This window comes from Nocardiopsis listeri NBRC 13360, assembly GCF_001570765.1.
GTDB classification, from domain to species: domain Bacteria; phylum Actinomycetota; class Actinomycetes; order Streptosporangiales; family Streptosporangiaceae; genus Nocardiopsis; species Nocardiopsis listeri.
The window spans coordinates 32306-56434 of sequence record NZ_BCSH01000056.1; the positions used below are offsets into that span (position 1 = coordinate 32306).

A 24129-nucleotide genomic window follows, 5' to 3' on the forward strand; every position below is an offset into this window, starting at 1 on the left:
ACCCGCTCCGTCGAGAAGAACACGATGAGTCACACCGACACCGAACAACCGCGCGAGCGCGCCGACGAACCTCCCGTCCGGGTCACCATCGTCCTGCCCTGCTTCAACGAGGAGGACCACGTCGTCGACGAGGTCAAGCGGATCTGCTCGGCCATGGACACCTCCGGGTACGGGTACGAACTGCTCGCCGTGGACGACGCGTCCGCCGACGACACCCTGGACCGCCTGCGCGAGGTCGAACACCTCTTCCCGCACATGCGGGTGATCGCCTTCGGACACAACGGAGGCGCCGGCACCGTGAGACGGATCGGCAGCCAACGGGCCCGGGGCGAGTTCGTGGTGTGGACCGACGCGGACATGACCTATCCCAACGAGCGTATCCCCGAACTGGTGGCCATGCTCGAAGCCGATCCCGAGATCGACCAGGTCGTCGGCGCGCGCACCCAGGAAATGGGAACCCACAAGGCGCTGCGGGTCCCCGCCAAGTGGGTGATCCGCAAGATCGCCGAACGCCTCACCAACACCCCCATCCCCGACCTCAACTCCGGGCTCCGGGTGTTCCGCCGGGACGTGGCCCGCCCCTACCTGCGTCTGCTGCCGCCCGGGTTCTCCTGCGTCACCACCATCACGCTGGCGTTCCTGTCCAACCAGCACCAGATCAGGTACGTGCCCATCGAGTACGCCAAGCGCGCGGGAACCTCCAAGTTCCACTTCGTGAGCGACGCCTACCGGTACATCCTCCAGGTGTTGCGCATGGTCATGTACTTCAACCCGCTCAAGGTCCTGATGCCGCCCGCCCTGTGGCTGCTCGGCATCGGCACCGCCAAACTGGTCTTCGACCAGGTGCGGAACCTGTTCTATCTGCCGAGCAACACGGTCTTCATCCTCATGACGGGGCTGCTCCTGGCGGCCATCGCCCTGTTGGCCGACCTCATCGTGCGTTCCAGGGAGCACCCGTGAACCGGCGGATCACGCTCGTGGGGCCCGCCCACCCGTACAAGGGCGGCGGTGCCCGGCACACCACCGAACTCGCCCACCGCCTGGCCGCCCGGGGACACCGGACCCGGATCGAGTCCTGGTCGGCCCAGTACCCGGCGGCCCTGTACCCGGGCGAACAGACCGTGGCCGACCCCGAGGGCGAACCCTTCCCCGACACCCGACACGACCTGGCCTGGTATCGGCCGGGTGGTTGGTTCGCGACGGGTCGGCGGCTGGCCCGCACCGAGGACCTGGTGGTGCTCACCCTGTTCTCACCCGTCCAGGTCCCCGCCTACCTGGGGATCCTGGCCGGGCTGCGCTCGTCGCGCCGATCCCGTGGGGCGGAGCGAACCCGCGTGGTGGTCCTGTGCCACAACGTCCTGCCGCACGAACGCCGTGCCGTGGACGTCTCCCTGGTCCGTGCCCTGCTGCGCCGCGCCGACGGGGTGCTCACGCACTCGGGCGAACAGGCCCACCTGGCCGACGGGCTGCTCGGCTCCGGGCGTGGCCGGCCGGTGGTCGCGCCGATGCCCCCGCACCTGCCCGACACCGGCGCGCGTTCGGCTCCCGAACCAGGGGAGCGGCGACACCTGCTCTTCCTCGGGATCGTGCGCCCGTACAAGGGCGTGGACGTGCTGCTGCGGGCCCTGGCCCAGGGTGCGCCCGACGACGTCACCCTGACCGTGGCCGGCGAGTTCTGGGGAGGTTCCGGCGAGCTGACCGCGTTGGCCCGCCGCCTGGGAGTGGCCGACCGGGTGCGTTTCCGCGAGGGCTACGTGCCGGCGGAGGAGCTTCCCGGGCTGTTCGCCGCCGCCGACGCCATGGTGCTGCCGTACCGTTCGGCCACCGCCAGCCAGAACGTGTGGCTGGCCCACGAGCACGGCCTACCGGTGGTCGCCACCCGGGCGGGCGCCCTCGCCGACCACGTGCGCGCGGGGGTGGACGGGGTCTTGTGCGAGCCCGACGACGTCGCCGACCTGGCCCGCGCCCTGGCCGACTTCTACCGCCAGGGCGTTCCGGAGAAGCTGCGCGCGGGCGTGCGCCGGGTTGAGGCCGCCCCGTTCTGGGACGACTACACCGACCGTCTCCTAGGAGCCTGAACGCTGGCGGGAGAAGCCTGCGATGGGGAGGGCCCACCGCAGGCAGGGCGCAGTACGGGGCCGGCTAGCGGAGAGCGCTTCTGAGGAAGCCGGTCCACTCGGTGGCGGGGAAGGGGAAGTGTCCGGCGTCGGGGTGCTTGGAGTCGCGGATGGCCGCGCCACAGGGGAGTTCGGCGACTTCGACACAGTTCTGATTCTGGGCGCTGTAGCTGCTCTTCTTGAAGCCGGGAACCTGTGCTACCTCTACACAGTCCTGGTCCTGGCCGCTGTAGCTGCTCTTCCGAAATACGAAGGTTGTCACGTGTCACTCTCCATGGAGGCTGCCGCCTCCTTGATGAAGGCAGCGGACCTGGCTGTGCTGAGGGCGGCTCCCTGGACATCGCCGAAAGTCGCGCTGTACTGGGCAACCTCATCGAGCTCTTCAATGAAGAGCGCGTTGGTGACGGTACCGACATAGACGATTGGCGTATCCAGGGGTTCGGGGAACTCCAGAATAGTGAACGGGGCGGCAAGCCCAGCATGTGCTCCTGCTGAAAAGGGAAGCACCTGAACATCGATGTTGGGGAGCTGTGCCATGTACAGCAAGTAGTCGAACTGTTCCCGCATCACGGCGGGGCTGCCGATCTCGCGTCGGAGAGCGGACTCGTCGAGAACTGTACGTAGGTGTATTGGGCGGAACTTGGTGAGAATCTCACGTCGTGCGGTTCGGAACTCGACGCGGCGGCGAACCTCTTCAGGGCTGACGTACCTTCCTCCCAGGAAGATCGCCTCGGCATAGCTCGGGGTCTGGAGAAGGCCAGGGATGGTTTGTGTGGAGAAGGAGCGGATGACCGAGGCCTCGGCCTCGAAGTCGGGTAGGGCCTGATCGCCGAAGATGTCTCTGTACTTGCTCCACCAACCCTTGAGCTTGGCGTCCTTTGCTAAGGCCTGTAGTGCCTCGCGCCTCCGAGGATCTTTGATCCTGTACAGGTCCATCATCTTGTCGAGGTCGGTGCTGGAAAGGCGCTTGGTCTCGGTCTTCTCGATTTTGCTCAGCTTGCCGGCGCTCCACCCGAGTTCCTTCGCGGCTTGGGACCCGGTCAAGTGCACACCTTCGCGAGCTCGACGGAGCTCAGCTGCAAGACGCCGGAGGCGGAGGGAAGGGCTTCGTTCGATGGCCATGAGGCGATCCTAGGATTCGATCTCTCAAATTTCCAGTTTTCCGTTGACTGGAGTGTGATTGAGGGTACGGTATTGAGCATAGCCAGTGACCGGTGGATCACTCAGGGTTCATCTGCCCAGGCTACGCCTTGCCCGTTCCGCGCATCACGGCCTCCGTGAGACTCCTCCAACGGGCGCTTCGCACGATCCCCCGACTCATGTGTTCAGCCATGCCAAGGAGTGTGTTCGTCATGCCCGAAACCGCCTTCGCGTCCACCACCGTGCCGGTTCAGGGGGAGGCTCTGGTTCCGTTGGCCAGCTTCATTCGGCCCTTCCAGCGCCACTACTTCTCACGCTTGCCCGAGCGCCCCAACTACCGGGCACGCAGCTACGACTTCGCCGGAGTCCCGGCCCTGATGCCGCTGGTGCGCGCGTTCTTGGACACCTGCGCCGCCACCGAAACGAACGACTACCGGTATCTGTTCACCCTGCTGGGCAGCGAACTCGCCAACAACGCGCTCCGCCACAGCCTCTCCGGACAACCCGGCGGCACCTACACCCTGCGCGTGCGCCGCGACAAGGAAGGACTCCGCCTGGTCTGCCGCGACCGGGGTGGTCTGCGCACCCGCAACACCCACCTGGCCCCCAGCTCGGGCGGTCTGGACCTGGGAGCCGAATCCGGGCGCGGGCTGGCGATGATCGACGCCTTGGCCACCAGCTGGGGCGACAACGGCAACGTGGAGTACCGCACCGTGTGGCTGTACCTGGCCTACGACCTGACCACCAGCGCCTGGAACACCGCCACCAACTGAGCTTCGAGCTCCGATGTGCCGATGACATGAGACGGGCCCAGGAGAGCGTTGCAGCGCTCTTCCGGGCCCTGAACCCCCGAACAACCCGACAGAGACATTTGTAAGGAAAACGAGGATCTGATGAACCACCCTATCCCCGCACCCCGACGCCCCGTGGACACCCGCCTCACTGCTTTGGCTCAGCCGATCACTCAACCCGCCCCGGCGGCCTGTGTCTCCTGCGCCCATCCCGCCTGTCGGACCCAGCGCGCTCGCACCCTGCCCCGCCTGGGCGGACACCGCGCCGAGTTCTCCCGCGAACACCACCAGGCCGCCGCGCTCCAGGCCCGCCACCGGGGTTTGCTCGTGTGGTGGGGCGAGGCCACGCAATCCTTCTGGGTCGCTTCAGCCACGGGCATGTACGAGGCCGAAACCTTCGATGACCTGCTCGCCCACCTGTGGGCCCAATCCCAGAGCCGCCTACTGCCCCGGAACCTCCAGTTCCATGTCTGACCCACGATCGGGAACGCCTCGCCCTCGACGGATTCCTTCCGGGGGCGAGGCCGTGTCCCACCACCGGCCCCCACGAGACGAGTTCGTCCAGGTGTCGGCCCCGTCACCACCCCCGCCCAGATCCCGACCTTCCGCACTTCGATTCAGGGTTCTGTTCCAAACACCCACCGCCCCCAAAGGTCGGCTGCCATCATGAAAATGCCTTCCGCATGGCACCCGCAGCGTTCAACAGGCCACCCCCTAAGCTTGAAAGAGATTCGGTATGACGATCTCCTCGTGTGAGACGGAGGTGACGCACGGCATGATCTTCAGTCAACCCGAAGACCCGCTGCTGCGCTCCGTGCTCTCCCTGTTCCGGGTCGCGCGGGACCAAGGACGCGTTCTCAACCGGACCAAGATCGCCAAACTCCTCTACCTCGCCGACCTTTTCGCGGTGGAGAACGGGGGCGTCGCGTTCACCGGGGCGACCTGGCGGTGGGAGAACTACGGCCCCTTCGATCCGGCCCAGTACCGGGTCGAAGATGCCTTGGTCGCCGCCGGAATCATCGAACGGACCCGAGATCTCCAGAACCCCTGTGGGGAGGTACGACTCCGTTTGGTCGAGGACGTCGATACGCCCCTGGGAGCCGAGGCCCTGACCGTGCTCGGAAAGGTCGTTGCCGAACACGGTGCCCGCTCCGCCGCTCAACTGCGAGACCTGACCTACGAGACCGCCCCCATGGTGCAGGCGCAGACCGACGGCGAACGCGGAGTTCTCCTGGACCTGAACCGGGCCAGACGCCGGAAACAGTACGCCGCACTCAAGGAGCGCTACCGGGCGCGGTTGGCCGACAGAGGGCCCGTCGAAACCGACCTCGGCGTGGGGGAGGACCTTCTGGCGGAGATGGCCGAGTCCGCCGAGCTTCGTCGCCGCGCGAACACGAAGGCGTTGGGTGAGGAGTGAAACCCCCGATCAAACGCGGCGGGATCTACTGGGTTCCCGACCGCCTTCTCGCCCTGCCCCCTGACTACGACCGAGAGCCGCATCCCCGACGTGCCGTCGTGGTGATCAGCGGCGACGCCGAGCACGAGAACGAGGATTGGCCGATCGTCTTGGTGGTCCCGTGTTCGAGCCAGTCCACCCGCAAGACCCGGTATTGCGTCAAACTCAACCAGGGCGTCGCCAACGTGCAGAAGAAGTGCTGGGTGCGTGTGGCGGCAGTGCAACCGATGGCCAAGGACGACCTCGGTGACTACGTGGGGCAGCTTCCCGCGCATCTGTTGGAGGATGTCTACTTCAGCTTCGCCGAGTACACCGGCCAAGTCTGAGCGCGATAGAACGCGGATGTTCCTGCGGGGTGCCGCTGGGGCGTATCTGACCGCGATCGCTGAGGAACTCAACACCCGTCCTCGGGTGTGCTTGGGGTTCTACACACCGCAAGAGGTGGTCCATAAGCAGTTGTTGGAGGGCCGGGACGAGGGTGTTGCTTCAACGATTTGACACCACCTGGTGCTGATCTGGGCGAGGTGCTCCAGCGGCGCTATGTGTACGACATCGAGCCCGGGGACACGTCTCGGTGGGTGCGTCTGCGCGACACCGGTAGCCAGGTCACGCTCACGGTCAAGGAGATCGACTCCGACGCCATCGGCGGTACCCGCGAGACCGAGACGGAGGTCGGCGACTTCGAGACCGCCAACGCCCTGTTGGGCAAGCTCGGCTACACCCCCAAGGCCTACCAGGAGAACCGGCGACACAGCTTCACACTGGACAGGGCCCAGCTCGAAATCGACACCTGGCCGCGTATCCCCGCGTACCTGGAGATCGAGGCGGACAGCCGGGCCGAGGTCCTGCGGGTGGCCGCGCTGCTCGGATTCGACGAGTCGTCCCTGACCGGTGAGAACACCACGAAGGTCTACGCCCGCTACGGCATCGACCTGTCCGGTATCACGGACCTGCGCCTTGTTGCCTGAGCAGGGTTGATCGCTGCTTCGGCTTTCATCCCGACGCCTGTCGGGCCGGGGGAGTCGGTCGGTGTCCGGCCAAGGGCGCACCGGGGCCGGGTGTACCCGCTCCGTCGAGTGGCCGGAATTTCCGTATCCACCCCATGGCGTTCAGGGGCACCGTGATCGAGGGTCCGTTTCCTGTTCGTCCCGCGCAATCCTCCAGGACACGCCTACACTGAAGGTCGGGGCCATGATTCATGGCGCCGACCACTGGCACCGCTCAAGGAGCCGTGTGACCATCGCCGAACATCGCTCACCGCACGAAACCCCGGCGCTTCCGATGAGCCCCGAATTGTTCGAGCGCTTGGCCAGACAGGCGTTCGAGGCCGACCGTGTTCGCATGGAGATGTTCAACGGGAAGCTCTGGGTCCACAAGGTGACCGACGGGGCGCAGGCCGGAATCCTCACGTGGCTGATGCGCGAGTTCATCGCTCATCGTCCCGACCTCGACCTCATCACCAGCGGGTTGGGGCTCAAGGTCGATACCTACCGCAAAGGACGGGCTCGCCCCGACGGGATCCTCGCTCCGGTCGGCCAATTCGACGACGCGGGTGAGTGGGCAGACCCCGAAGGTGTCCTCGCCGTTGTCGAAGTGACCTCGTGGGACGCCGACACCCATGCCCGGGACCGTGTCGAGAAGCCCGCCGCCTACGCGGAGACGGGCATCGGTGTCTACCTGCTGGTGGATCGCGACGCCAACGCACTGGTGGTCCACAGTCGCCCGGTTCAGGGCCAGTACCTGGACCGCAGCACCCATCCCTACGGCGAGGCCGTCCCGGTCCCGGGTGCCGGGGTCGTCCTGGGCACCGAGTCGCTCAAACGCTTCGCTCGCTAATGGCCGAGGGCCGTGTGCCCGGGGCACGCCCGGTCATGTGAGTATCTCCAGCGCTCGCGAGCCGGTCCCGGTCGTGGGAGTCCGGTCAGGCAGGGTCGTGTGCGGCAGATCGGGCGGGGGAGCGGGACAGCAACAGCGACAGTCCGGCCCAGCCCACGTCCGCCACCGTCATCACCAGGCGGGACAGCACCGCCACCACCAGCGCCGCGCCCGCGTCCACCACCGGGGCCAACGCCACCACCAGCACCACCTCGCGCACCCCCAGCCCGGCCGGGGCGAACACCACCAGCAGACCCAGGGTCCAGGCCAGCGCGTAGGCACCCACCGCCGGACCGATCGAAGCCAGGACGTTCCCACCCACCGCCCAGGTCAGGAGCCACACGTGCGCGCCCAAGGGCACCCACGCCACCAGGGTCCACCCCACCGAGGCGGCCACGGAACCCCCACCGATCCGGAGCGGTCCCGCCTCGGTCACCTCTCGGAACCTCGCGAAGGGTCGTGCGGCCAGCCCGATGCCCCAGCCCAGCACCCGTGGGTGCAGGCAGGCCAGGAGTACCGGTGCGGCGGCCAGCGCCCACCACCAGCGGCGGGCCGCCTCGGTCGAGGACAGTGGCAGCGCCACCGCTGCCACGGCCAGGCTCACCGCCACCGTCACCGCGATGGCCACCAGGGTGGCCGCCGCGCCGCGTGAGCGGGGCACGTTCCAGTCCCGGGCCAACTCCACCTGGGCGACGAAGGCCCACACCGAACCCGGCAGGTATTTGCCGAGCTGCCCCACGAACATCACCCGCGCGGCCACCGTCCGTGGCAGCGGTGAACCCAACCCGGACAGGAGCGAACGCCAGGCCAGCATCTGCGCGGCCAATCCCGCCATCCCGGCCAGGACGGCGGTCGGCAGCACCCACAGGGGGAGTTCGGCGATGGCTTCGCGCGCCTGGGTCCAGTTCGCGTGCAAGGCGATCCCGGCGCAGGCGCACACCACCAGCAGCAGGGCGAGGCGCACCCACGCGTTACGTCGAAGCCGAGTCAGCACCCCTCCAGACTAGAGCCGCGAACCCGCGCGCGATCGATCGTCCACAGGCCGACCCCCGACCGGTCATCACACCTTCTCGTCGGATCAGCGGGTGGCGGCCACGGGCGGTGAACCCCCGGCACGTATGGTGGGCCGGTATGAGCGGTGCGAACGACCCGGAGCCCATCCCCACGCCCACGGCGTCCGCCATGCGCAGGGCGCTGGCCCGAGCACGTGACGGCAAGACCCTGGACCCCACCGAAGCCGAGATCCTCCTGCACGCCCGTGGCGAAGACCTCGACCTCCTCCTCGACCACGCCGGACGGGTGCGCGACGCCGGTCTGGAGGCCTCGGGGCGCGGAAACGTCATCACCTACAGCCGCAAGGTCTTCGTGCCGCTGACCCGACTGTGCCGGGACCGTTGCCACTACTGCACCTTCGTCACGGTCCCCGGTCGGCTCGAATCCCCCTACATGTCCCCGGACGAGGTCCTGGAGATCGCCCGCAAGGGCGCCGAGATGGGCTGCAAGGAAGTCCTCATCACCCTGGGCGACCGCCCCGAGGACCGGTGGAAGCAGGCCGCCGAGTGGCTCGACTCGCGCGGCTACGACGACACCCTCTCGTACGTGCGCGCCATGGCGATCATGATCCTGGAGGAGACGGGCCTGCTGCCGCACCTCAATCCCGGGGTGCTCACCTGGTCGGACTTCCAACGCCTCAAACCGGTCTCGCCCTCGATGGGCATGATGTTGGAGACCACCTCTCGGCGTCTGTTCGAGGAGAGGGGCCAAGCCCACTACGGCAGCCCCGACAAGGATCCCGCCGTCCGGTTGCGCGCCCTGGAGGACGCCGGTCGCTCCAGCGTCCCCTTCACCACCGGCCTGTTGTTGGGCATCGGCGAGACGCTCGCCGACCGGGCGCACTCGATCTTCGCGATGCGCGGGGTATCCCGCCGCTACGGCGGTCTCCAGGAGATCATCGTGCAGAACTTCCGTGCCAAGCCGGACACCGCGATGATGCACCGCCCCGACGCCGAACGGGAGGAGATGGCCGCCACCATCGCCGTCACCCGCCTGGTCATGGGGCCCAAGGCGCACATCCAGGCGCCGCCCAACCTCATCGGCGCGGAGAACGGGAGCGTGGACGAGTACGCGCTGATGATCCGCGCGGGCATCGACGACTGGGGCGGGGTCTCCCCGCTCACCGCCGACCACGTCAATCCCGAACGCCCCTGGCCCCAGATCGACGACCTCGCCGCCCGCACCGCCGCCCAGGGCTTCACGCTGCGCGAGCGTCTCACCGTCTACCCCGAGTACATCCGGGCCGGTGAACCCTGGATCGACCCGCGGGTGCGCGCGCACGTGGACGCCCTGGTGGACCCCGACACCGGTCTGGCCCGCGAGGACGCGCCCTTGGTGGGCCGCCCCTGGCAGGAACCCGAGGCGGTCATGGTCTCCTCGGGCCGCACCGACCTGCACACCGACATCGACACCGAGGGTCGTACCGAGGACCGGCGAAGTGACTTCGACGCGGTCTACGGGGACTGGGACGAACTCACCCCCGTCGTCGACCGCCAAGGCGCGGTGCCCCGCCGGACGGACCCCGAGATCGCCGCCGCCCTGCGCAGCGCAGAACGCGACCCCGCCGGGCTGAGCGACGCCGAGGCGCTCGCCCTGCTGCACGCCGACGGTGATGCCCTGGAGGCCTTCACCGGTCTGGCCGACCGGGTCCGCCGTGACACCGTCGGCGACGACGTCACCTACGTCGTCACCAGGAACATCAACTTCACCAACGTCTGCTACACCGGCTGCCGGTTCTGCGCCTTCGCCCAGCGCCGCACCGACGCGGACGCCTACACGCTCTCCCTGGACCAGGTCGCCGACCGCGCGGAGGAGGCCTGGAAGGCGGGTGCCACCGAGGTGTGCATGCAGGGCGGCATCCACCCGGACCTGCCCGGCACCGCCTACTTCGACATCGCCGCGGCCGTGCGCGAACGCGTTCCGGACATGCACGTACACGCGTTCAGCCCGATGGAGGTCGTCAACGGCGCCGCCCGCACGAACATGTCGATCCGGGACTGGCTGACCCGCGCCCGCGAGTCCGGCCTGGGTTCCATCCCCGGTACCGCCGCGGAGATCCTCGACGACGAGATCCGGTGGGTCCTGACCAAGGGCAAGCTGCCCGCGTCGGAGTGGGTCGACGTCATCACCACCGCGCACGACCTGGGGATCCCCACGACGTCCACGATGATGTACGGGCACGTGGACTCCCCGCACCACTGGGTGGCGCACATCAAGCTGCTGCGCTCCCTCCAGGAACGGTCACGTGAGCGCAACGGACGGCCCGGTTTCACCGAGTTCGTCCTGTTGCCGTTCGTGCACACCAGCGCTCCGATCTACCTGGCCGGGCTGGCCCGTACCGGTCCCACCGTGCGCGAGAATCGGGCGGTGCACGCCCTGGCGAGGCTGTTGCTGCACGGACAGATCGACAACATCCAGGGTTCCTGGGTCAAGCTCGCCGAGGGCACCTTCCGGCGGCTGCTCCAGGGCGGTGTCAACGACGTGGGCGGCACCCTCATGGAGGAGACCATCAGCCGGATGGCGGGCTCGGGCCAGGGTTCGTACAAGACGATCAGCGACATCAAGGCCCTGGTGGAGCCGACGGGCCGCCCGGTGCGCCAGCGCACCACCACCTACGGCCCGGTCCCGGAGGAACGCCGGAGGGTGGCCGAGGACAGCGACGGCGTCGCCCCGAGCATCCTGCGCCCGAACCTGCCCGTGGTCTGAAGGGCCCCGAACCCGAAGGGGCGGGACGCCGGTGATGGCGTCCCGCCCCTTGTGGGGTGCGGCCCGGTGAGGGGAGGTTCGGGCCGCGCGAGGCCGCGGGTGGGAGTGCTCCCGCGGATCGTTCCCTCCTACACCAGGGCCGCGGAAACGGTCTGGGCGAAGTCGTAGCCGTTGGCCGCGTCCCAGTTGACGGACCAGGTCATCACTCCACCGATCTGGCCGTAGGGGCTCTCCGGGGAGTAGGCGCCGCAGCTTCCGCCGGTCTGGAGGCAGTCCAGGGCGGCGACCACGTCGCTCGGCGGCATGTACCCGCCGCCGGCGGCGTTGGAGGTGGCGGGCAGGCCCAGGCCGACCTGGTCGGCGCTCAGACCCATCTCCAGCTGGATGCAGGCCAGCGCCGCGACGAAGTCGCTGGTGCCCTGCTCGTAGACGTTGCCGTCACAACCCAGCATCGAACCGGAGTTGTAGTACTGCATGTTCACGATGGTGAGGATGTCGGAGATGTTCTCCGCCAGCTGGTAGTACCCGGCGTCCGGGCTCTGGAAGTCGATGGTCTGTGGGGCCATCGTGATGATCAGGTCGGAGCCGGCCTGACCACTGAGGTCGTGCAGGGCGTCGCTCATGTGCTGGGCGTCGATGCCGTGCTCCAGGTCGATGTCGACGCCGTCGAACCCGTAGTCCTGCATGAGTTCGTAGGTGGTGTCGGCGAAGTTCTGCGCCTGGGTGGGGTTGGTGACGTCGACGTGGCCGAGCTCGCCGCCCACGGAGATGATCACCTTGCGGCCCTCGGCCTGTAGCGCGGTGATGTCCTCGCGGAACTGTTCGTCGGTGTATCCGCCGAGTTCGTCGGTGGCGAGGTCGAACGTGATGCCGCCGTCGAGCTCGGGGTGGTTGTCGGCGAAGGACACCGGCACCAGGTTGTACTCGGAGGGCACGTCCCCGAGCGGCATCACGGTGGAGCCGTTGTCGAAGTTGTGCCAGTAGCCGGTCAGCCACTGCTCGGTCTGTTGGACCTCGACGGAGTCGGCGTTGGCCACGGTCTCGACCGGCTCGGCGGTCGCACCACAGGAGGAGACGAGCGGGGTGGTGACCGCGGCGAGGCCGCCGATGAGGGCGAGCCGGGCCTTTCGGGTGATGAGCATGAGGGGTCGTTCCTTTCGTCGAGCGGGGAGACGGGGGAGACGAAGGTGCTCTGTGAACCGGTAATTGTTAGGAGACCTTAGAGTTACCGCCGGTGCCCGTCAACGGAAATGGTTAAGAAAGTTTGTAGTTTTCTTGGGTACCCGGTACCGGTCGTTATCAGGGCTCGAGCCCACCGCCCTTGCCACGCAGGTCCAGCTCCTTTCCGATCCCGGTGAACACGTCGTGGTCGATCTCCCCCGAGCGGTACAGCGCCATCAACGCGTCCCGGCGCGCCTGGTCGATCTGGCCGAGCATCGCGCCTCGGTCCCGGGCGTCCCGCTTGATCCGGTCCAGGTCGCCCTCCTCGGCGTCGAGCAGCTTCTGCAACCGACCGATCCGCCGTGAGTACCTCTCCCGAACCACGTCCGCCGTCTCGTCCTCCATGTCGCCCGCGGTGAGCAGCTCGTCGACCTTGCGCACCGCCGCGCAGTCCATCTCGTACTCGGCTCGCAGGTACTCCCTGCGCCGGGTCCCCGCGTCGGTCAGTCCCAGCCGGCGCAGCAGCCACGGCAGCGTCGCCCCCTGCCCGACCAGCGTCACCATCACCACCACGCCGGCGACGAAGATGAGCCCGCCCCGATCCGTGAACGGGTCCCCGTCCAAGGTCGCGGGCAACGAGAGCGCGATCGCCAGGGACACAGCCCCGCGCATGCCGCTCCACCCGATCGCGACGCGTTCACGCAACGACGGAAGGTCGGCCCTCAGCCGCGGTACGAGACGCCGTGGGGGGCCGATCAACAGCATCAGCAGTACGCGCAGCACGATCACCGTCGCGGTCACCGCCAACGCCACCGACACCAGGTACAGGAAGTCGAAGCTCTCCCGCACGCTGGTGACCACCGCGTCCAACTGCAACCCCAGGAGGACGAACAGCATCGCCTCCAACAGGGTCACCAACGTGCCCCAGATGGTCTGGCCGCTCGCCCGCACCCGGGGCGGCAACAGGCCCTCCCCGCGCGTGCCCAGGTAGAACCCGGCCACGACCGCCGCCAGCACACCGGAGAAGCCCGCCATCTCCGCGGGGATGTAGGCCACGAACGGGATCACGAGCGACACCATCAGCTGCGACGAGGCGTCCCGGATCCGGCCCCGCGCCCAGGCGACCACCACGGCCACCAGCGCCCCGTAGGTCAGCCCGCCCACCACGACCTTGCCCAGCTCCAGGGCGGCGTCCCCCGGGGTGAGGGGGTGCGCCATCGCGGTGACCGCCAGACCGAACAGGGTGAGCGCCACCCCGTCGTTGATCAGGGACTCGCCCTCCAGGATCGTCAGGACCCGGCGTGGGGTGCCCGCGCGCTTGAGGATCGCCGAGGCCGCCACGGCGTCGGTCGGTGCGATCGCCGCCCCCAACGCGATCGCCGCGGGCCACCCCGTTTCCGGCAACAGCAGGTGGACGACCGAGGCCAACCCGAACGCCGTCGCCAGGGTCATCCCCACCGACAGCACGATGATGGGCCGCATCAGGTCGCGCATGTCCTTGGGCGAGGAGAAGAACGCCGCGTTGTAGATCAGCGGCGGCAGGAAGACCAGGAGGATGATCTCGGGGGTGATCGACAGCGAGTGCATCCACGGGACCACGCCCAGGAGCATCCCCAACATCACCAGCACCACGGCGCCGGGCACCCGGATCCGTCCGGAGACGACCTTTCCCACGATGACCGCCACCACCACGACCAGTGTGGCGATCACGTACTCTTCCACGCGCACCCGGACCCCCCATCGTCGGTCGCGCACCGGACCAGCATGCAGTGGTCGGGCGGCCACGACACGAGGACGCGCCGCCCGCGTGACGGGCGGCGCGTCCTGACGTGGAGCCGGGGAAGGCCGGAAGGGCGCGGGGGTTCAGCGCACCACGACGAAGTCGTCGGGATCCCGGGGCGGGCGGTCCTTGGGAGGTTCGGCCGCGTATCCCACGGCCACCGAGCCCATCGGACGCCAGTCGCCGGGCACCTCCAGCACCTCTCGGACCACGTCCGCGCAGAACATCGTGGAGGAGATCCAGGCCGAACCCAGTCCCTCCATGGCCAGCCCCACCAGCAGGTTCTGCACGCCGGCGCCCATCGCCACCTGGAACATCGACCGCTCGGCGTCGGCCCGGCGCTCGTCCGGGTACGGGTGCGCCCCGTCCGCGACCAGGAACGGCACCACCAGGTACGGGGCCTGTCGCAGCACGTCGCCGCGCCGGGTCCGCCGGGTGATCTGTTCCTCGGTGAACCCGTCCCCGCGCAGGTCGGCCACCCACGCCCGCAACATCTCGTCCAGCAGACGCTTGCGGGTGTGGGCAGACTCCACCATGACGAACCGCCACGGCGTGGTGTGGTGCGGGGCCGGAGCGGTCACCGCGGTGGCCACGGCGCGGCGCACCAGCGCCGGGTCGACCGGCCGGTCGTCGAAGGAGCGCACCGTCCGTCGGGCCGGGACCACGTCACGCGACCCATAACGGAACATGTCGGCGTCGGCCGGCCGGATCAGCTCGACCGCGCCGGGGCCGTCCTCCTCGTCGACCAACTCGCCCAGGCCCGACACGACCGCGACCGGGACCGCGCTGGTCTTGCCCTTGACCAGCTCACCGGCGCCGGCGATCTCGTCGGCGACGGCGTTGACCGTGGCCTCCATGAGGTTGCCGTGGGTGTCGACCGTGCCGCGCAGGTCCTGCACCGCGCGCAGCCCCGCCACCCCGATCGCCACGTCGGTCTGGCCCACCCGCCAGGGTCGACCGAAGGTGTCGGAGATCACCACGGCCACGCGCACGCCCAGACGTTCGGTGATCGCGGCGCGCAGGGCACGGGCGGAGACGTCGGAGTCCTCGGGCAGCAACAGCACGGTTCCGGGCTCGACGTTGGAGGCGTCCACCCCGGCGGCGGCCATCACCAGCCCCTGTCGGGTCTGCACGATCCGGGTCCGGCCCATGCGGGCCACCACCCGTTCGGTCTCGGCGTCGATGGCCTCCTCGCGGTCCATCCGCACCGCGCGTCCCTCGGCCTTGCTGACGACCTTGGAGGTGACGACCAACACGTCGCCGTCGACCAGCGGCTCGCCCGAGGCCGTCACCGCGTCAATGATCAGCGCGGCCAGGTCGTCTCCTCGGCGCACCTCCGGAATTCCGGCCAGGCCGCGCACCCGGAACGCGGTACTCATCGGCCCTCGTCCCCGCGCAGCTCCAGGGCCAGGTCCAGGGCGGCCCGGGCCAGCGCCTCGGTGGTCGCCGGGTCGCTCATGTACAGGGGGCGGGGTCGGACCTCGATCCCGTCGACCTCGGTGCCGGCGTCGGCCTCGTCGACCAGCCAACCGTCCAGCAGGTCCGAACCCAGGTGCTCGGCGACGGCTCGGGCGCTGGTCTCGACCCCGATCGCGGTGAGGCAGGCGTCGGCCATCCCGCGCACGGGCGCGCCGCCGATGATGGGGGATACGCCCACCACGGTCTTGTCGACGAGGGCCTCGCGGATCCCGGGGATTCCGAGGATGGAACCCACGCTGACCACGGGGTTGGACGGCGGCAGCAGGACCACGTCCGCGTCATTGATGGCGCCCAGCACGCCGGGGGCGGGCTTGGCGGTGTCCGCGCCCACGGAGACGATCTCCGAGGCGGGCAGCGCGGCACGGTGTTCGATCCACCATTCCTGGAAGTGGATGGCCCGGCGCCCTTGCTCGTCCTCGACGACGATGTGTGTCTCGACCTGGTCGTCGCTCATCGGGAGCAGGCGCACGCCCGGCTTCCAGCGGTCGCACAGCGCCTCGGTGATCGCGGAGAGGGGGAAACCCGCGGCGATCATCTGCGCCCGTACGATATGTGTGGCGGTGTCCCGATCACCGAGCCCGAACCAGGTGGGTTTCATCCCGTAGGCGGCGAGTTCCTCCTTGACCGTGAAGGTCTCGTCGATCCTGCCCCAGCCTTGTTCCTCGTTGATCCCACCGCCCAGGGTGTACATCACGGTGTCCAGGTCCGGACAGATCCGGAGGCCGAAGAGGGTGATGTCGTCACCGGTGTTGCCGATGACGGTGATCTCGTGGTCTGTGGCCTGGTCCGGGCCGGTCGACGCGTCCATTCCCAAGGCGGCCTTGAGGCCGCGGAGGAAACGTGCGCCGCCGATACCGCCGGCCGGTACGACTATCCGCATGCGTCCAAGTCTGGCAGGCTGGACGGGAGTATGGGTCGTCTGCCCCACGGTGGGGGCGATCCATCGTGACCGATCCGGTGCGAGCGGTTCGAGAACCTTCCGGTGGCGGTCACCATCCCACCCCATCGGCTCCGCGTTCGGTGTCCCTTAAGTCCCGCCCACGCACGGTCGAGCCGATTCACCCGACAGTCCGACGATATGCCAAGCTTCCTCCGACGCGATGGCGAAGCAGCAGAGGGGAACCTCTCTTGAAAAACGAAACACTAGAACGCCTACGCCTGCCCGGGGCCTGGGTCCTGTTGGGGGCCGTGGGTGTCACGATGCTCTCGGGTCTCATCGATCTGATCATCATTTCGAGCGAGATCGGCGGGAGCTTCGCCGGGGCCATGGGAGGGGCCGGTTCGTCCTTCTATGGCATCAACGTCACCCTGCTGCTGGTCGCGGCGGTGGCCTTGGTGCTGACCGGTGAGCGTGCCCGCCCGAACTCCTTCCCCGTGGTCCTCACCGCGATGATCATGGCCGGGGTCGGGCTGCTCTTCTGCCTGATCGGCCTGATCAGCGGGTTCATCGACATCAACAACGGTGGCCTGGCGTTCTCCGGCTTCCTGTCTCGGGCCGCCCTCGGCGCGGTGCTCGGTTTCTTCGGGTTCGTCCTGTTGAAGGCGTTCAACGACCCGAACCTGGTGCCCCGCGCGCAGCCGCAGCAGGCCCAATACCCGCAGCAGTTCCCGCCGGTCACCGGTGCGCAACAGGGTTTCGCCCCGCAGGGCTACCCGTCGGCCGACCCGGCCCAGGCCTATGGCCAGGACCCGGCGGCGCAGCAGGCGGCCTACGGCCAGCAGTACGGCCAGGACGCCGCTCAGCAGCAGGTGGCCTACGGTCAGCCGCAGGACGCCGCCGCCCAGCAGTACGGCACGGGTGCGCAGCAGGCCGCCTATGGCCAGGACGCCTACGGTCAGCCGCAGGACGCCGCCGCCCAGCAGCAGGCGGCCTATGGCCAGGACCCGGCGGCCCAGCAGTACGGGACCGGTGCGCAGCAGGCCTACGGTCAGGACGCCTACGGCCAGCAGTACGGGACCGGCGCGCAGCAGGCCGCCTATGGCCAGGACGCCTACGGTCAGCAGTACGGCACGGGCGACCAGCAGGCCTATGGGACCGGTGCCCAGCAGGCCTACGGCCAGGATCCCTATGCCCAGCAGTACGGCACGGGTGCGCAGCAGCCCGCCTATGGCCAGGACGCCTATGGCCAGCCGCAGGACGCCGCCGCCCAGCAGCAGGCCGCCTACGGCCAGCAGTACGGGGCCGACTCCTACGGTCAGCAGTACAACGCCGACGCCTACGGACAGCAGTACGGCACGGGCGCGCAGCCGGTCGCGCAGCCGGCCGAGTACGGGCAGGGTTACGACCCCTCCCAGTACGCCCCGCAGCCCTACGACGCTCAGCCGGTCGCCGATCAGCAGGCCCAGGACGCCATCCAGAACGGCTGGTACCAGAACCAGAACCAGGTCCAGCCGGGGCAGGAGACGCCCGCCGAGGGCGGAGTTGAAGGATTCTTTAACTCCGGTGAGAACACTGGTGGTGAGTCGTCGGATCCGAACGCCGGCACCTACGGGAGTCAGTACGGATCCGGCGCCGGTTACGGCTCTGACCAGCAAGGACAGGGCGGAGCCGACGGCCAGCAGAACTGGTACGGCAACGATGGCCAGCGCTGATCCATCCTGGTAGGCCGCCCGGAAGCGCACCTTGGAAGGTACGTGAATGGCGTGGTAATCCACAGAACGGACATCGCGGGCCTGCCATCGGAGGCACGTCGCATGATATTCAGTGGATTACCACGCAGGGCGCTCGACCGCAGGTCGAGCACCCACGTGTAATTCCAATGTGGGATTTCCGCCCGACCCGGGGGATGAAAAGGGTCGGGACATCTATTGGGGGGCTACAGGAGGTGCGCATGAGCGAGGTCATCCCGCTGGCGCACGGCTCGGATGAGGATCCGGGCTGGCAGGAACGTGCATTGTGCGCGCAGACCGACCCGGAGGCGTTCTTCCCCGAGAAGGGCGGCTCCACCAGGGAAGCCAAGAAGGTCTGTCAGTCGTGCGAGGTACGTGCGGAGTGCCTGGAATACGCGCTGGAGCATGATGAACGCTTCGGCATCTGGGGGGGACTCTCCGAGCGCGAGCGCCGAAGGCTGAAGAAAGCCGCCGGGGGAGATTTCGATTTCCTGGCGGACATGCTCTGAGGAGCCATCGCCATAGCGCGTCCGGGCACGAGCCCGGGCGCGCTTTTCTCATCATGGTGGCCCTGGACCGTGCCCGCCCTCCTCTGATGGCGTTAATGCTCCGATATGGTCGCACCGTCCCCCTGACCCGAATAGACCCGTAATGGTGCGGGGTGGCGTATCGTGATGTCCCGCGTTCGCGCCCGCGAGCCGCCCCGCGCACTCACGCGCCGACCGGCCGGCCCGGCCGGAGTACCCCCGGTCCCGTGCAGCACGGGTGCCGATCCATCTCCCGGAGAGAACCGACCACAGCCGTGCATGACCTGGATTCCGCCCGTCACGTCGTCACCGCTGTCATCGTGTCCCACGACGGCGCACGCTGGTTGCCGGAGATCCTGTCCGCGCTGCGTGCGCAGACCCGGCCCGTCCAGCGCGTGGTGGCGGCCGACACCGGCAGCACCGACGGGAGCACCGACGTCCTCGCGGACCACCTACCCGACGACGCGATGATCGACCTGGCCGACGACACCGGGTACGGCGACGCGATCCGGGCCGCCCTGGACCTGCCGCGCTCCACCACCGAGGTACGGGGTTTCGACGACGACGCCACCGAGTGGCTGTGGCTGATCCACGACGACCTCACCCCGGAGAAGGACACCCTCGAACAGCTGCTGACCGCGGCGGACAACGACCCCCGCACCGCGGTCCTGGGCCCCAAACTCCGCGACTGGTTCGACCGCAGGCTCCTGGTCGAGGCCGGCGTCACCATCGACGGGGCCGGCCGTCGCGAGACCGGCCTGGAACAGCGTGAGTTCGACCATGGTCAGCACGACGGCACCCGCCAGGTCCTGGCCGTCTCCAGCGCGGGCATGCTGGTCCGCCGCGACGTGTGGGAACGGCTCGGCGGGTTCGATCCGGCACTGCCCCTGTTCCGCGACGACATCGACTTCTGCTGGCGTGTGGGCGGCGCCGGACTACGGGTGCGTCTGGTCACGGAGGCCATCGCCTACCACGCCGAGGCCTCGGCCCGCCGCCGTCGGCGCATCACGGCCACCCGCAACCACCCCCGCCGGATCGACCGCAGGCACGCGGTGTTCGTCCTACTCGCCAACCTGCCCGTCGGCGGCATGGTGTTCGCCCTGTTGCGCAACTCGGTCGCCTCACTGTTGCGCGTGATCCTGTACCTGCTCATCAAACAGCCGGCGAACGCGCTGGATGAGGCGGCGGCGATCACCATGGTCTACGGCAGGCCGTTTCGGCTGGCCAAGGCCCGCTTCCGACGCCGACGCGACCGTCGCCGAACCTACAGCGCGATCCGTCCCTTCCTCGCCCGCGGAGTGGCCGCCAGGCAGTTCGCCGACGCGTTCACCGGTCTCCTCACCGGCGAATCGGTCGGTGACACCGCGGGCCGGCACCAGGCCGTGACCGTCCAGCCGGGTGAGGAAGAGGACGGGGTGACCGACGACGCCGACTCGTTCCTGCGCCGGGTGGTCCTGCAACCCGGCCCGATGCTGGTCATCGGGCTGACCGTGATCACGATCATCGCCGAACGTTCGCTCCTCTTCGGGGACCTGCTCGCCGGAGGAGCGCTGCCCGCGGTGGCGGGCAACGCCGCCGACCTGTGGAACCTGTACCTGTCCGCGCATCCCGACATCGGTGTGGGCACCGACGGCCCGGTTCCGCCCTACGTGGGTGTGCTGGCGCTGCTGTCGACCGTCACCCTGGGACAACCCTGGGTCGCCGTCATGGTGATCCTGCTGGGCTGCGTCCCCCTGGCCGGACTGACCGCCTACCTGCTGGCCAGGGAGGTGCTGGGCTTCCGTCCGGCCCGTCTGTGGATGGCCGGCGCCTACGCGCTGATGCCGATGGCCACCGGCGCGGTCGCCCAAGGCCGTTTGGGGACGGCCCTGGTACACGCCCTCCTGCCGGTCCTGGGACTGTTGCTGGTCCGGCTCGTGTCCATGCCGCCCAAGTCCTCCCGGCGGGCCGCCTGGGGACTCGCCCTGACCCTGACCGTGGCCACCGCCTTCGTCCCCCTCGTCTGGCTGCTGTGCCTGGTCACCGGGGTGCTCGTGGCATTGGCCTTCGGACACCTGGGCCGTCGCGTCTACGTCAGCGTCGGGATCGGCCTGGGCGTGCCGTTGCTGCTGCTCATGCCGTGGACCCTCGAACTCCTGCTGCACCCGAGCCTGTGGCTGCTGGAGGCGGGATTGCACAGGCCCGAGCTGTCCGACCCCGGGGCCACCCCCGTCGAACTGCTCATGCTGTCCCCGGGCGGACCCGGTACCCCTCCGTACTGGGTCACCGCCGGGTTCATCGCGGCGGCGCTGTGCTCGTTGCTGCTTCTCCGTAACCGGATGATCGTGGCGACGGGTTGGTCGCTCGCCCTGTTCGGTCTGCTCATCGCCATCCTCACCAGCCGGGTCGTGATCGAGCCCTACTTCGGTGGTCCGCCCGCCCAGGTCTGGCCCGGGGTCGCGCTCGCCTTCGTCGCCACAGCCGTGCTGCTCACGGCGGCCACGGCGGCACGGGCGTTCGGCGACATGATCGGCGGAGGGGGCCTCAAGCGGTACTTCGCCCTGGGCGTGGCCACCCTCGCCCTGGCCACCCCGATCACCGCGGCCGGTCTGTGGATGTGGGAGGGCGTGGACGGGCCCCTCACCGCGAACGCCACCCCGGCCGTCCCCGGTGCCCTGGTCAGCGTCAGCGGTGACGGCACCCGACCCCGCGCCCTCATCGTCACCCCCGCCGATGACGGCGCTTTCGACTACGTGGTGGCACGAGGCCGAGAACCCCGCCTGGGCGAGGAACGGCTCATACCCGAACCGGAGACCCGCGCCGTCATGGACCGGGCGGTGGCCGAACTCGCCGCCGGTCAGGGCGATCAGTTGGTCGCCTTGCTCGACCACGGCATCCAGTACGTGCTCTATCCCCGGCCCGAGCTGGGCGGGCCCGCGGACGCCACCATGGTCGACATCCTCGACGGCACCCCCGGTCTGGGCCGGCAGTCGCTCTCCCGCCACTACGGGCTCTGGCGGATCGCCGAACCCACCGGTGCGCTGCGTGTGGTCGAAGAGGACGGCGTGACCGCCGAGGCGCTCACCGTGGACGGTTCCGCCGACGACCTCACCACCCGGGTCGAGGAAGGCCACACCGGACGGCGGCTGGCCCTGGCCGAGACCGCCGACGACGGCTGGGAGGCCAGTCTGGACGGTGTCGAGCTCACCTCGGTGGAGACCGAGAACGGCACCCAGGCCTGGACCCTGCCGGTGAACGGCGGGGAACTGCGGATCCGGCACACCGACCTGGTGCACCGGGCCTGGGTCCTCACCCAGGGCGTACTGCTGCTGATCGTGTCGGTGTTGGCCGCGCCGGGTGTGCGTACCGAGGAGGAACGGCGCCTCATCCAGGCCACTCCGATGCCGAGCCCACGCCGTCCGCGCAAGGGCGCCTCGGCGCCGGGTCGTGGCCGACGAACCCGCAGGGGCGCCACGGTCGAGACCGAGGCTCCACCGGAGGACGGCGCCAAGGAGAGCGCCTCCTCGGACGGCGTCGACGACGACTCGGGCGATGACCCGGGCGCCGAGCCCGGCAGCGGGCCAGCCACCACAGGGTCCATTCCGGTGGTCGGCGGCCGTCGCCGTGGCAAGCGTGGGACCAGGCGGGCCGGCACTCGCAGGGCTCCGAAGAAGCGCCGCGCGGACGACAAGGGCCGATCCCGAGACGACGCGGACGGCATCGACGATGAGAGGGAGGGCTAGATGCGATTGATCGTGGAGAACCGGTTCGCCCTGTTCGGACTGGTCGCGCTGGCCCTGCTCGCCCTGTTCGGGGTCGCCTTCGTCATCCGGCCGGTCAACCCCGAACTCGGGGTGTCCCGGCCCGGGACCGTCCGCCCCGAACTGGCCACACGCGTGTGCCCGGCCCCTCATGAGTCCGAGGACGACGGCGCGGAGAGCTCGATTGCGGCCTTCGCGCCCCGCGTGGGCCGTGACGACGAGGGGGCCCTGTGGGCGACCCCCGTCGAGGGAACCCCGCGGGAGAGCGAGGACACCGGAGCGGACACCGAAGACGAGGACACCGACGCAGAGGAGCCGGACGAGGACGCGGAAACCGAGTCTCGGAGTCCCGATGACGCCGAGGAGGCCGACGAACGTGGCGACCTTATCGGCGAGGAACTCACCGAACCCGGCCGGGTCTGGCGCACCGAAACCGGCGAGGTCTCCCACCCCACCGCATTGAACGCCGAGGGTTCGCTGGCCTCCGGCCTGGACGTCGCCCAGACCACGGTGTCCGACGACGCCGTCACCGAGGTCCGTTGCGGTGAACCCGGCATCGGTGCGTGGTTCGCCCTGCCCGGTGGTGGCGGCGCCGACGGGGTCGAACTGGAGACCCTCACCGTGCACCTGACCAACCCCGAGGACTTCCGGGCCACCACCAGCATCGACATCTACACGTCCGAAGGGCCCTCCTACTCACCGGAGAGCCGGGGGATCGGCCTGGAAGCGGGGGAGTCGACCACCATCGACGTCACCGAACTCATCCAGAACACCGGTTCCATCGGCGTTCACGTGCGCACCAGCACGGGACGCGTCGCCGCCTCCCTGCTCGCCGAGCACGCCGAGGGGCACACCGACTGGGTCACTCCCACCCGGGCCCCCGACGTCGAACAGGTCATCCCGGGCCTGCCCGCCGGTGAAGGCGTCCGGCGCCTGATCGTGGCCGCGCCCGGTGACGAACCCGTCGAGGCCCGTGCCTACGTGGTCCCCGAGGAGGGTGACGAAGAGGACGGTGACGACGAGGCCGAGGACGAGGGCAACGGCGGCAAGGGCACCCCGGACGATCCGATGATCCTCAACGTGCCGCCCGCCGCCTCCGCATGGATGACCATGGAGAGCGCCCTGGCCGGTCTCCCCGGCACGATCGTGGTCGAGTCCGACGCCCCGGTCGTGGCCGGAGTCATCGTCGAGGAGGTCGACCCCGACGACGGCTCGGACGTCGTGGAGACCGCCTACACGGCCGCCGTCGACCCGCTCATGGTCCCGCTGGACGACACCGCCGTCATCCCGGACGTGCCCGAGGACGTCGACGTGGAGCTCATCCTGGGTGCCCCCGACAAGGACGCCAGGGTCGTGGCCACCCCCATCTCCGCCGACGGCAGCATGGGCGACGCGGTACGCGCCGACGTGGCGGCCGGCACCACGCACGTCTTCGGAACGGACACCGACGGTTGGGCCCCGCCTCCTGGGGCCGACCCCGCGGACGGGTACGCGGTGCGTCTGGAACTGTTGGACGACTCCGGGCCGGTGTACGTGGCCCGGGTGCTGCGCTCGGGTTCGGGGATCAGCGTCCTGCCGGTGCGGCCCGCGCCCACCGAGGTCCGGCTGCCGGTCGTCCGAGACGGTATGACCGGAGTGGTTCCCTAAGTGAGTGATTCCAAGGGGTGAGGTGGCGGGTGGTTGGTGGGGCGCCT

General features: G+C 69.2%; 20 protein-coding genes and 1 pseudogene. 14 read left to right on the forward strand and 7 right to left on the reverse strand.

Going from position 1 to position 24129, the window contains the following annotated elements:
* Nucleotides 1-24 precede the first annotated feature (24 nt).
* Both NLI01S_RS17515 and NLI01S_RS17520 read left to right on the forward strand, forming a co-directional pair.
* Nucleotides 25-960, forward strand: a complete 936-nt coding sequence (locus NLI01S_RS17515; protein ID WP_067605965.1) for a glycosyltransferase family 2 protein — start codon at nt 25-27, stop codon at nt 958-960.
* Nucleotides 957-2078: a glycosyltransferase family 4 protein gene (locus tag NLI01S_RS17520; RefSeq protein WP_067605927.1), complete on the forward strand. Its 1122-nt coding sequence runs from the start codon at nt 957-959 to the stop codon at nt 2076-2078. The genes NLI01S_RS17515 and NLI01S_RS17520 overlap by 4 nt, the downstream gene beginning before the upstream one ends.
* 64 nt (nt 2079-2142) lie before the next feature.
* Here NLI01S_RS17520 and NLI01S_RS17525 read toward each other — a convergent pair whose 3' ends face one another.
* Together NLI01S_RS17525 and NLI01S_RS17530 are read right to left on the reverse strand one after the other, a co-directional pair.
* Nucleotides 2143-2379, reverse strand: a complete 237-nt coding sequence (locus NLI01S_RS17525) for a DUF397 domain-containing protein (RefSeq protein WP_067605928.1) — start codon at nt 2377-2379, stop codon at nt 2143-2145.
* The gene (locus tag NLI01S_RS17530; RefSeq protein WP_067605930.1) at nt 2376-3239 is read right to left on the reverse strand and encodes a helix-turn-helix domain-containing protein; all 864 of its coding nucleotides are present in this window, start codon (nt 3237-3239) and stop codon (nt 2376-2378) included. Before NLI01S_RS17530 ends, NLI01S_RS17525 begins: the two co-directional genes overlap by 4 nt.
* Nucleotides 3240-3469: 230 nt before the next feature.
* Here NLI01S_RS17530 and NLI01S_RS17535 point away from each other — a divergent pair, with 230 nt between their 5' ends.
* The 7 genes and pseudogenes from NLI01S_RS17535 (at nt 3470) to NLI01S_RS17565 (ending at nt 7340) form a co-directional block, all read left to right on the forward strand.
* On the forward strand, nt 3470-4030 hold the full coding sequence (locus tag NLI01S_RS17535; RefSeq protein ID WP_067605932.1) for an ATP-binding protein: 561 nt from the start codon (nt 3470-3472) through the stop codon (nt 4028-4030).
* 120 nt (nt 4031-4150) lie between these two features.
* Nucleotides 4151-4522 (forward strand): hypothetical protein, encoded by a 372-nt coding sequence (locus tag NLI01S_RS17540; RefSeq protein WP_067605934.1) that lies wholly within the window; start codon nt 4151-4153, stop codon nt 4520-4522.
* Nucleotides 4523-4784: 262 nt separating this feature from the next.
* A complete protein-coding gene (locus NLI01S_RS17545) occupies nt 4785-5465 on the forward strand; it encodes a type II toxin-antitoxin system antitoxin SocA domain-containing protein (protein ID WP_067605936.1) in 681 nt (226 codons plus the stop codon).
* Nucleotides 5462-5830: a type II toxin-antitoxin system PemK/MazF family toxin gene (locus tag NLI01S_RS17550; RefSeq protein WP_067605938.1), complete on the forward strand. Its 369-nt coding sequence runs from the start codon at nt 5462-5464 to the stop codon at nt 5828-5830. Before NLI01S_RS17545 ends, NLI01S_RS17550 begins: the two co-directional genes overlap by 4 nt.
* Before the next feature lie 43 nt (nt 5831-5873).
* Nucleotides 5874-6002: pseudogene (locus NLI01S_RS26805) on the forward strand (IS30 family transposase); the annotation flags it as partial.
* On the forward strand, nt 5999-6472 hold the full coding sequence (locus NLI01S_RS17560; protein WP_223809284.1) for a class IV adenylate cyclase: 474 nt from the start codon (nt 5999-6001) through the stop codon (nt 6470-6472). The pseudogene NLI01S_RS26805 and the gene NLI01S_RS17560, both read left to right, overlap by 4 nt.
* Before the next feature lie 265 nt (nt 6473-6737).
* Entirely contained in the window at nt 6738-7340 is a 603-nt protein-coding gene (locus tag NLI01S_RS17565; protein ID WP_067605940.1) for a Uma2 family endonuclease, read from the forward strand.
* Between the two features lie 85 nt (nt 7341-7425).
* Here the strand turns inward: NLI01S_RS17565 and NLI01S_RS17570 are convergent, their stop codons facing one another.
* Nucleotides 7426-8373 (reverse strand): lysylphosphatidylglycerol synthase domain-containing protein, encoded by a 948-nt coding sequence (locus NLI01S_RS17570; protein WP_067605942.1) that lies wholly within the window; start codon nt 8371-8373, stop codon nt 7426-7428.
* Between the two features lie 137 nt (nt 8374-8510).
* On the opposite strand from NLI01S_RS17570, the gene NLI01S_RS17575 reads away from it, so the two are divergent.
* A complete protein-coding gene (locus NLI01S_RS17575) occupies nt 8511-11138 on the forward strand; it encodes a bifunctional FO biosynthesis protein CofGH (RefSeq protein ID WP_084392683.1) in 2628 nt (875 codons plus the stop codon).
* Nucleotides 11139-11266: 128 nt separating this feature from the next.
* Here NLI01S_RS17575 and NLI01S_RS17580 read toward each other — a convergent pair whose 3' ends face one another.
* The 4 genes from NLI01S_RS17580 to cofD form a co-directional block, all read right to left on the reverse strand.
* On the reverse strand, nt 11267-12280 hold the full coding sequence (locus NLI01S_RS17580; protein ID WP_067605944.1) for a chitinase: 1014 nt from the start codon (nt 12278-12280) through the stop codon (nt 11267-11269).
* A 157-nt stretch (nt 12281-12437) separates the two neighbouring features.
* Nucleotides 12438-14027, reverse strand: a complete 1590-nt coding sequence (locus tag NLI01S_RS17585) for a Na+/H+ antiporter (RefSeq protein ID WP_067605945.1) — start codon at nt 14025-14027, stop codon at nt 12438-12440.
* A 135-nt stretch (nt 14028-14162) separates the two neighbouring features.
* A complete protein-coding gene (locus NLI01S_RS17590; protein ID WP_067605948.1) occupies nt 14163-15458 on the reverse strand; it encodes a coenzyme F420-0:L-glutamate ligase in 1296 nt (431 codons plus the stop codon).
* On the reverse strand, nt 15455-16438 hold the full coding sequence (cofD, locus tag NLI01S_RS17595; RefSeq protein WP_067605949.1) for a 2-phospho-L-lactate transferase: 984 nt from the start codon (nt 16436-16438) through the stop codon (nt 15455-15457). The genes NLI01S_RS17590 and cofD overlap by 4 nt, the downstream gene beginning before the upstream one ends.
* 248 nt (nt 16439-16686) lie before the next feature.
* Between cofD and NLI01S_RS17600 the strand changes: the two genes are divergently transcribed.
* From NLI01S_RS17600 to NLI01S_RS17615, 4 genes are all read left to right on the forward strand, one after another.
* On the forward strand, nt 16687-18150 hold the full coding sequence (locus NLI01S_RS17600) for a hypothetical protein (RefSeq protein ID WP_067605951.1): 1464 nt from the start codon (nt 16687-16689) through the stop codon (nt 18148-18150).
* 239 nt (nt 18151-18389) lie between these two features.
* Nucleotides 18390-18677, forward strand: a complete 288-nt coding sequence (locus NLI01S_RS17605) for a WhiB family transcriptional regulator (protein ID WP_067605953.1) — start codon at nt 18390-18392, stop codon at nt 18675-18677.
* A 293-nt stretch (nt 18678-18970) separates the two neighbouring features.
* On the forward strand, nt 18971-22417 hold the full coding sequence (locus tag NLI01S_RS17610) for a glycosyltransferase family 2 protein (RefSeq protein ID WP_067605955.1): 3447 nt from the start codon (nt 18971-18973) through the stop codon (nt 22415-22417).
* Nucleotides 22418-24082, forward strand: a complete 1665-nt coding sequence (locus tag NLI01S_RS17615; protein WP_067605956.1) for a DUF5719 family protein — start codon at nt 22418-22420, stop codon at nt 24080-24082. It begins immediately after the preceding gene.
* Nucleotides 24083-24129: the final 47 nt, after the last annotated feature.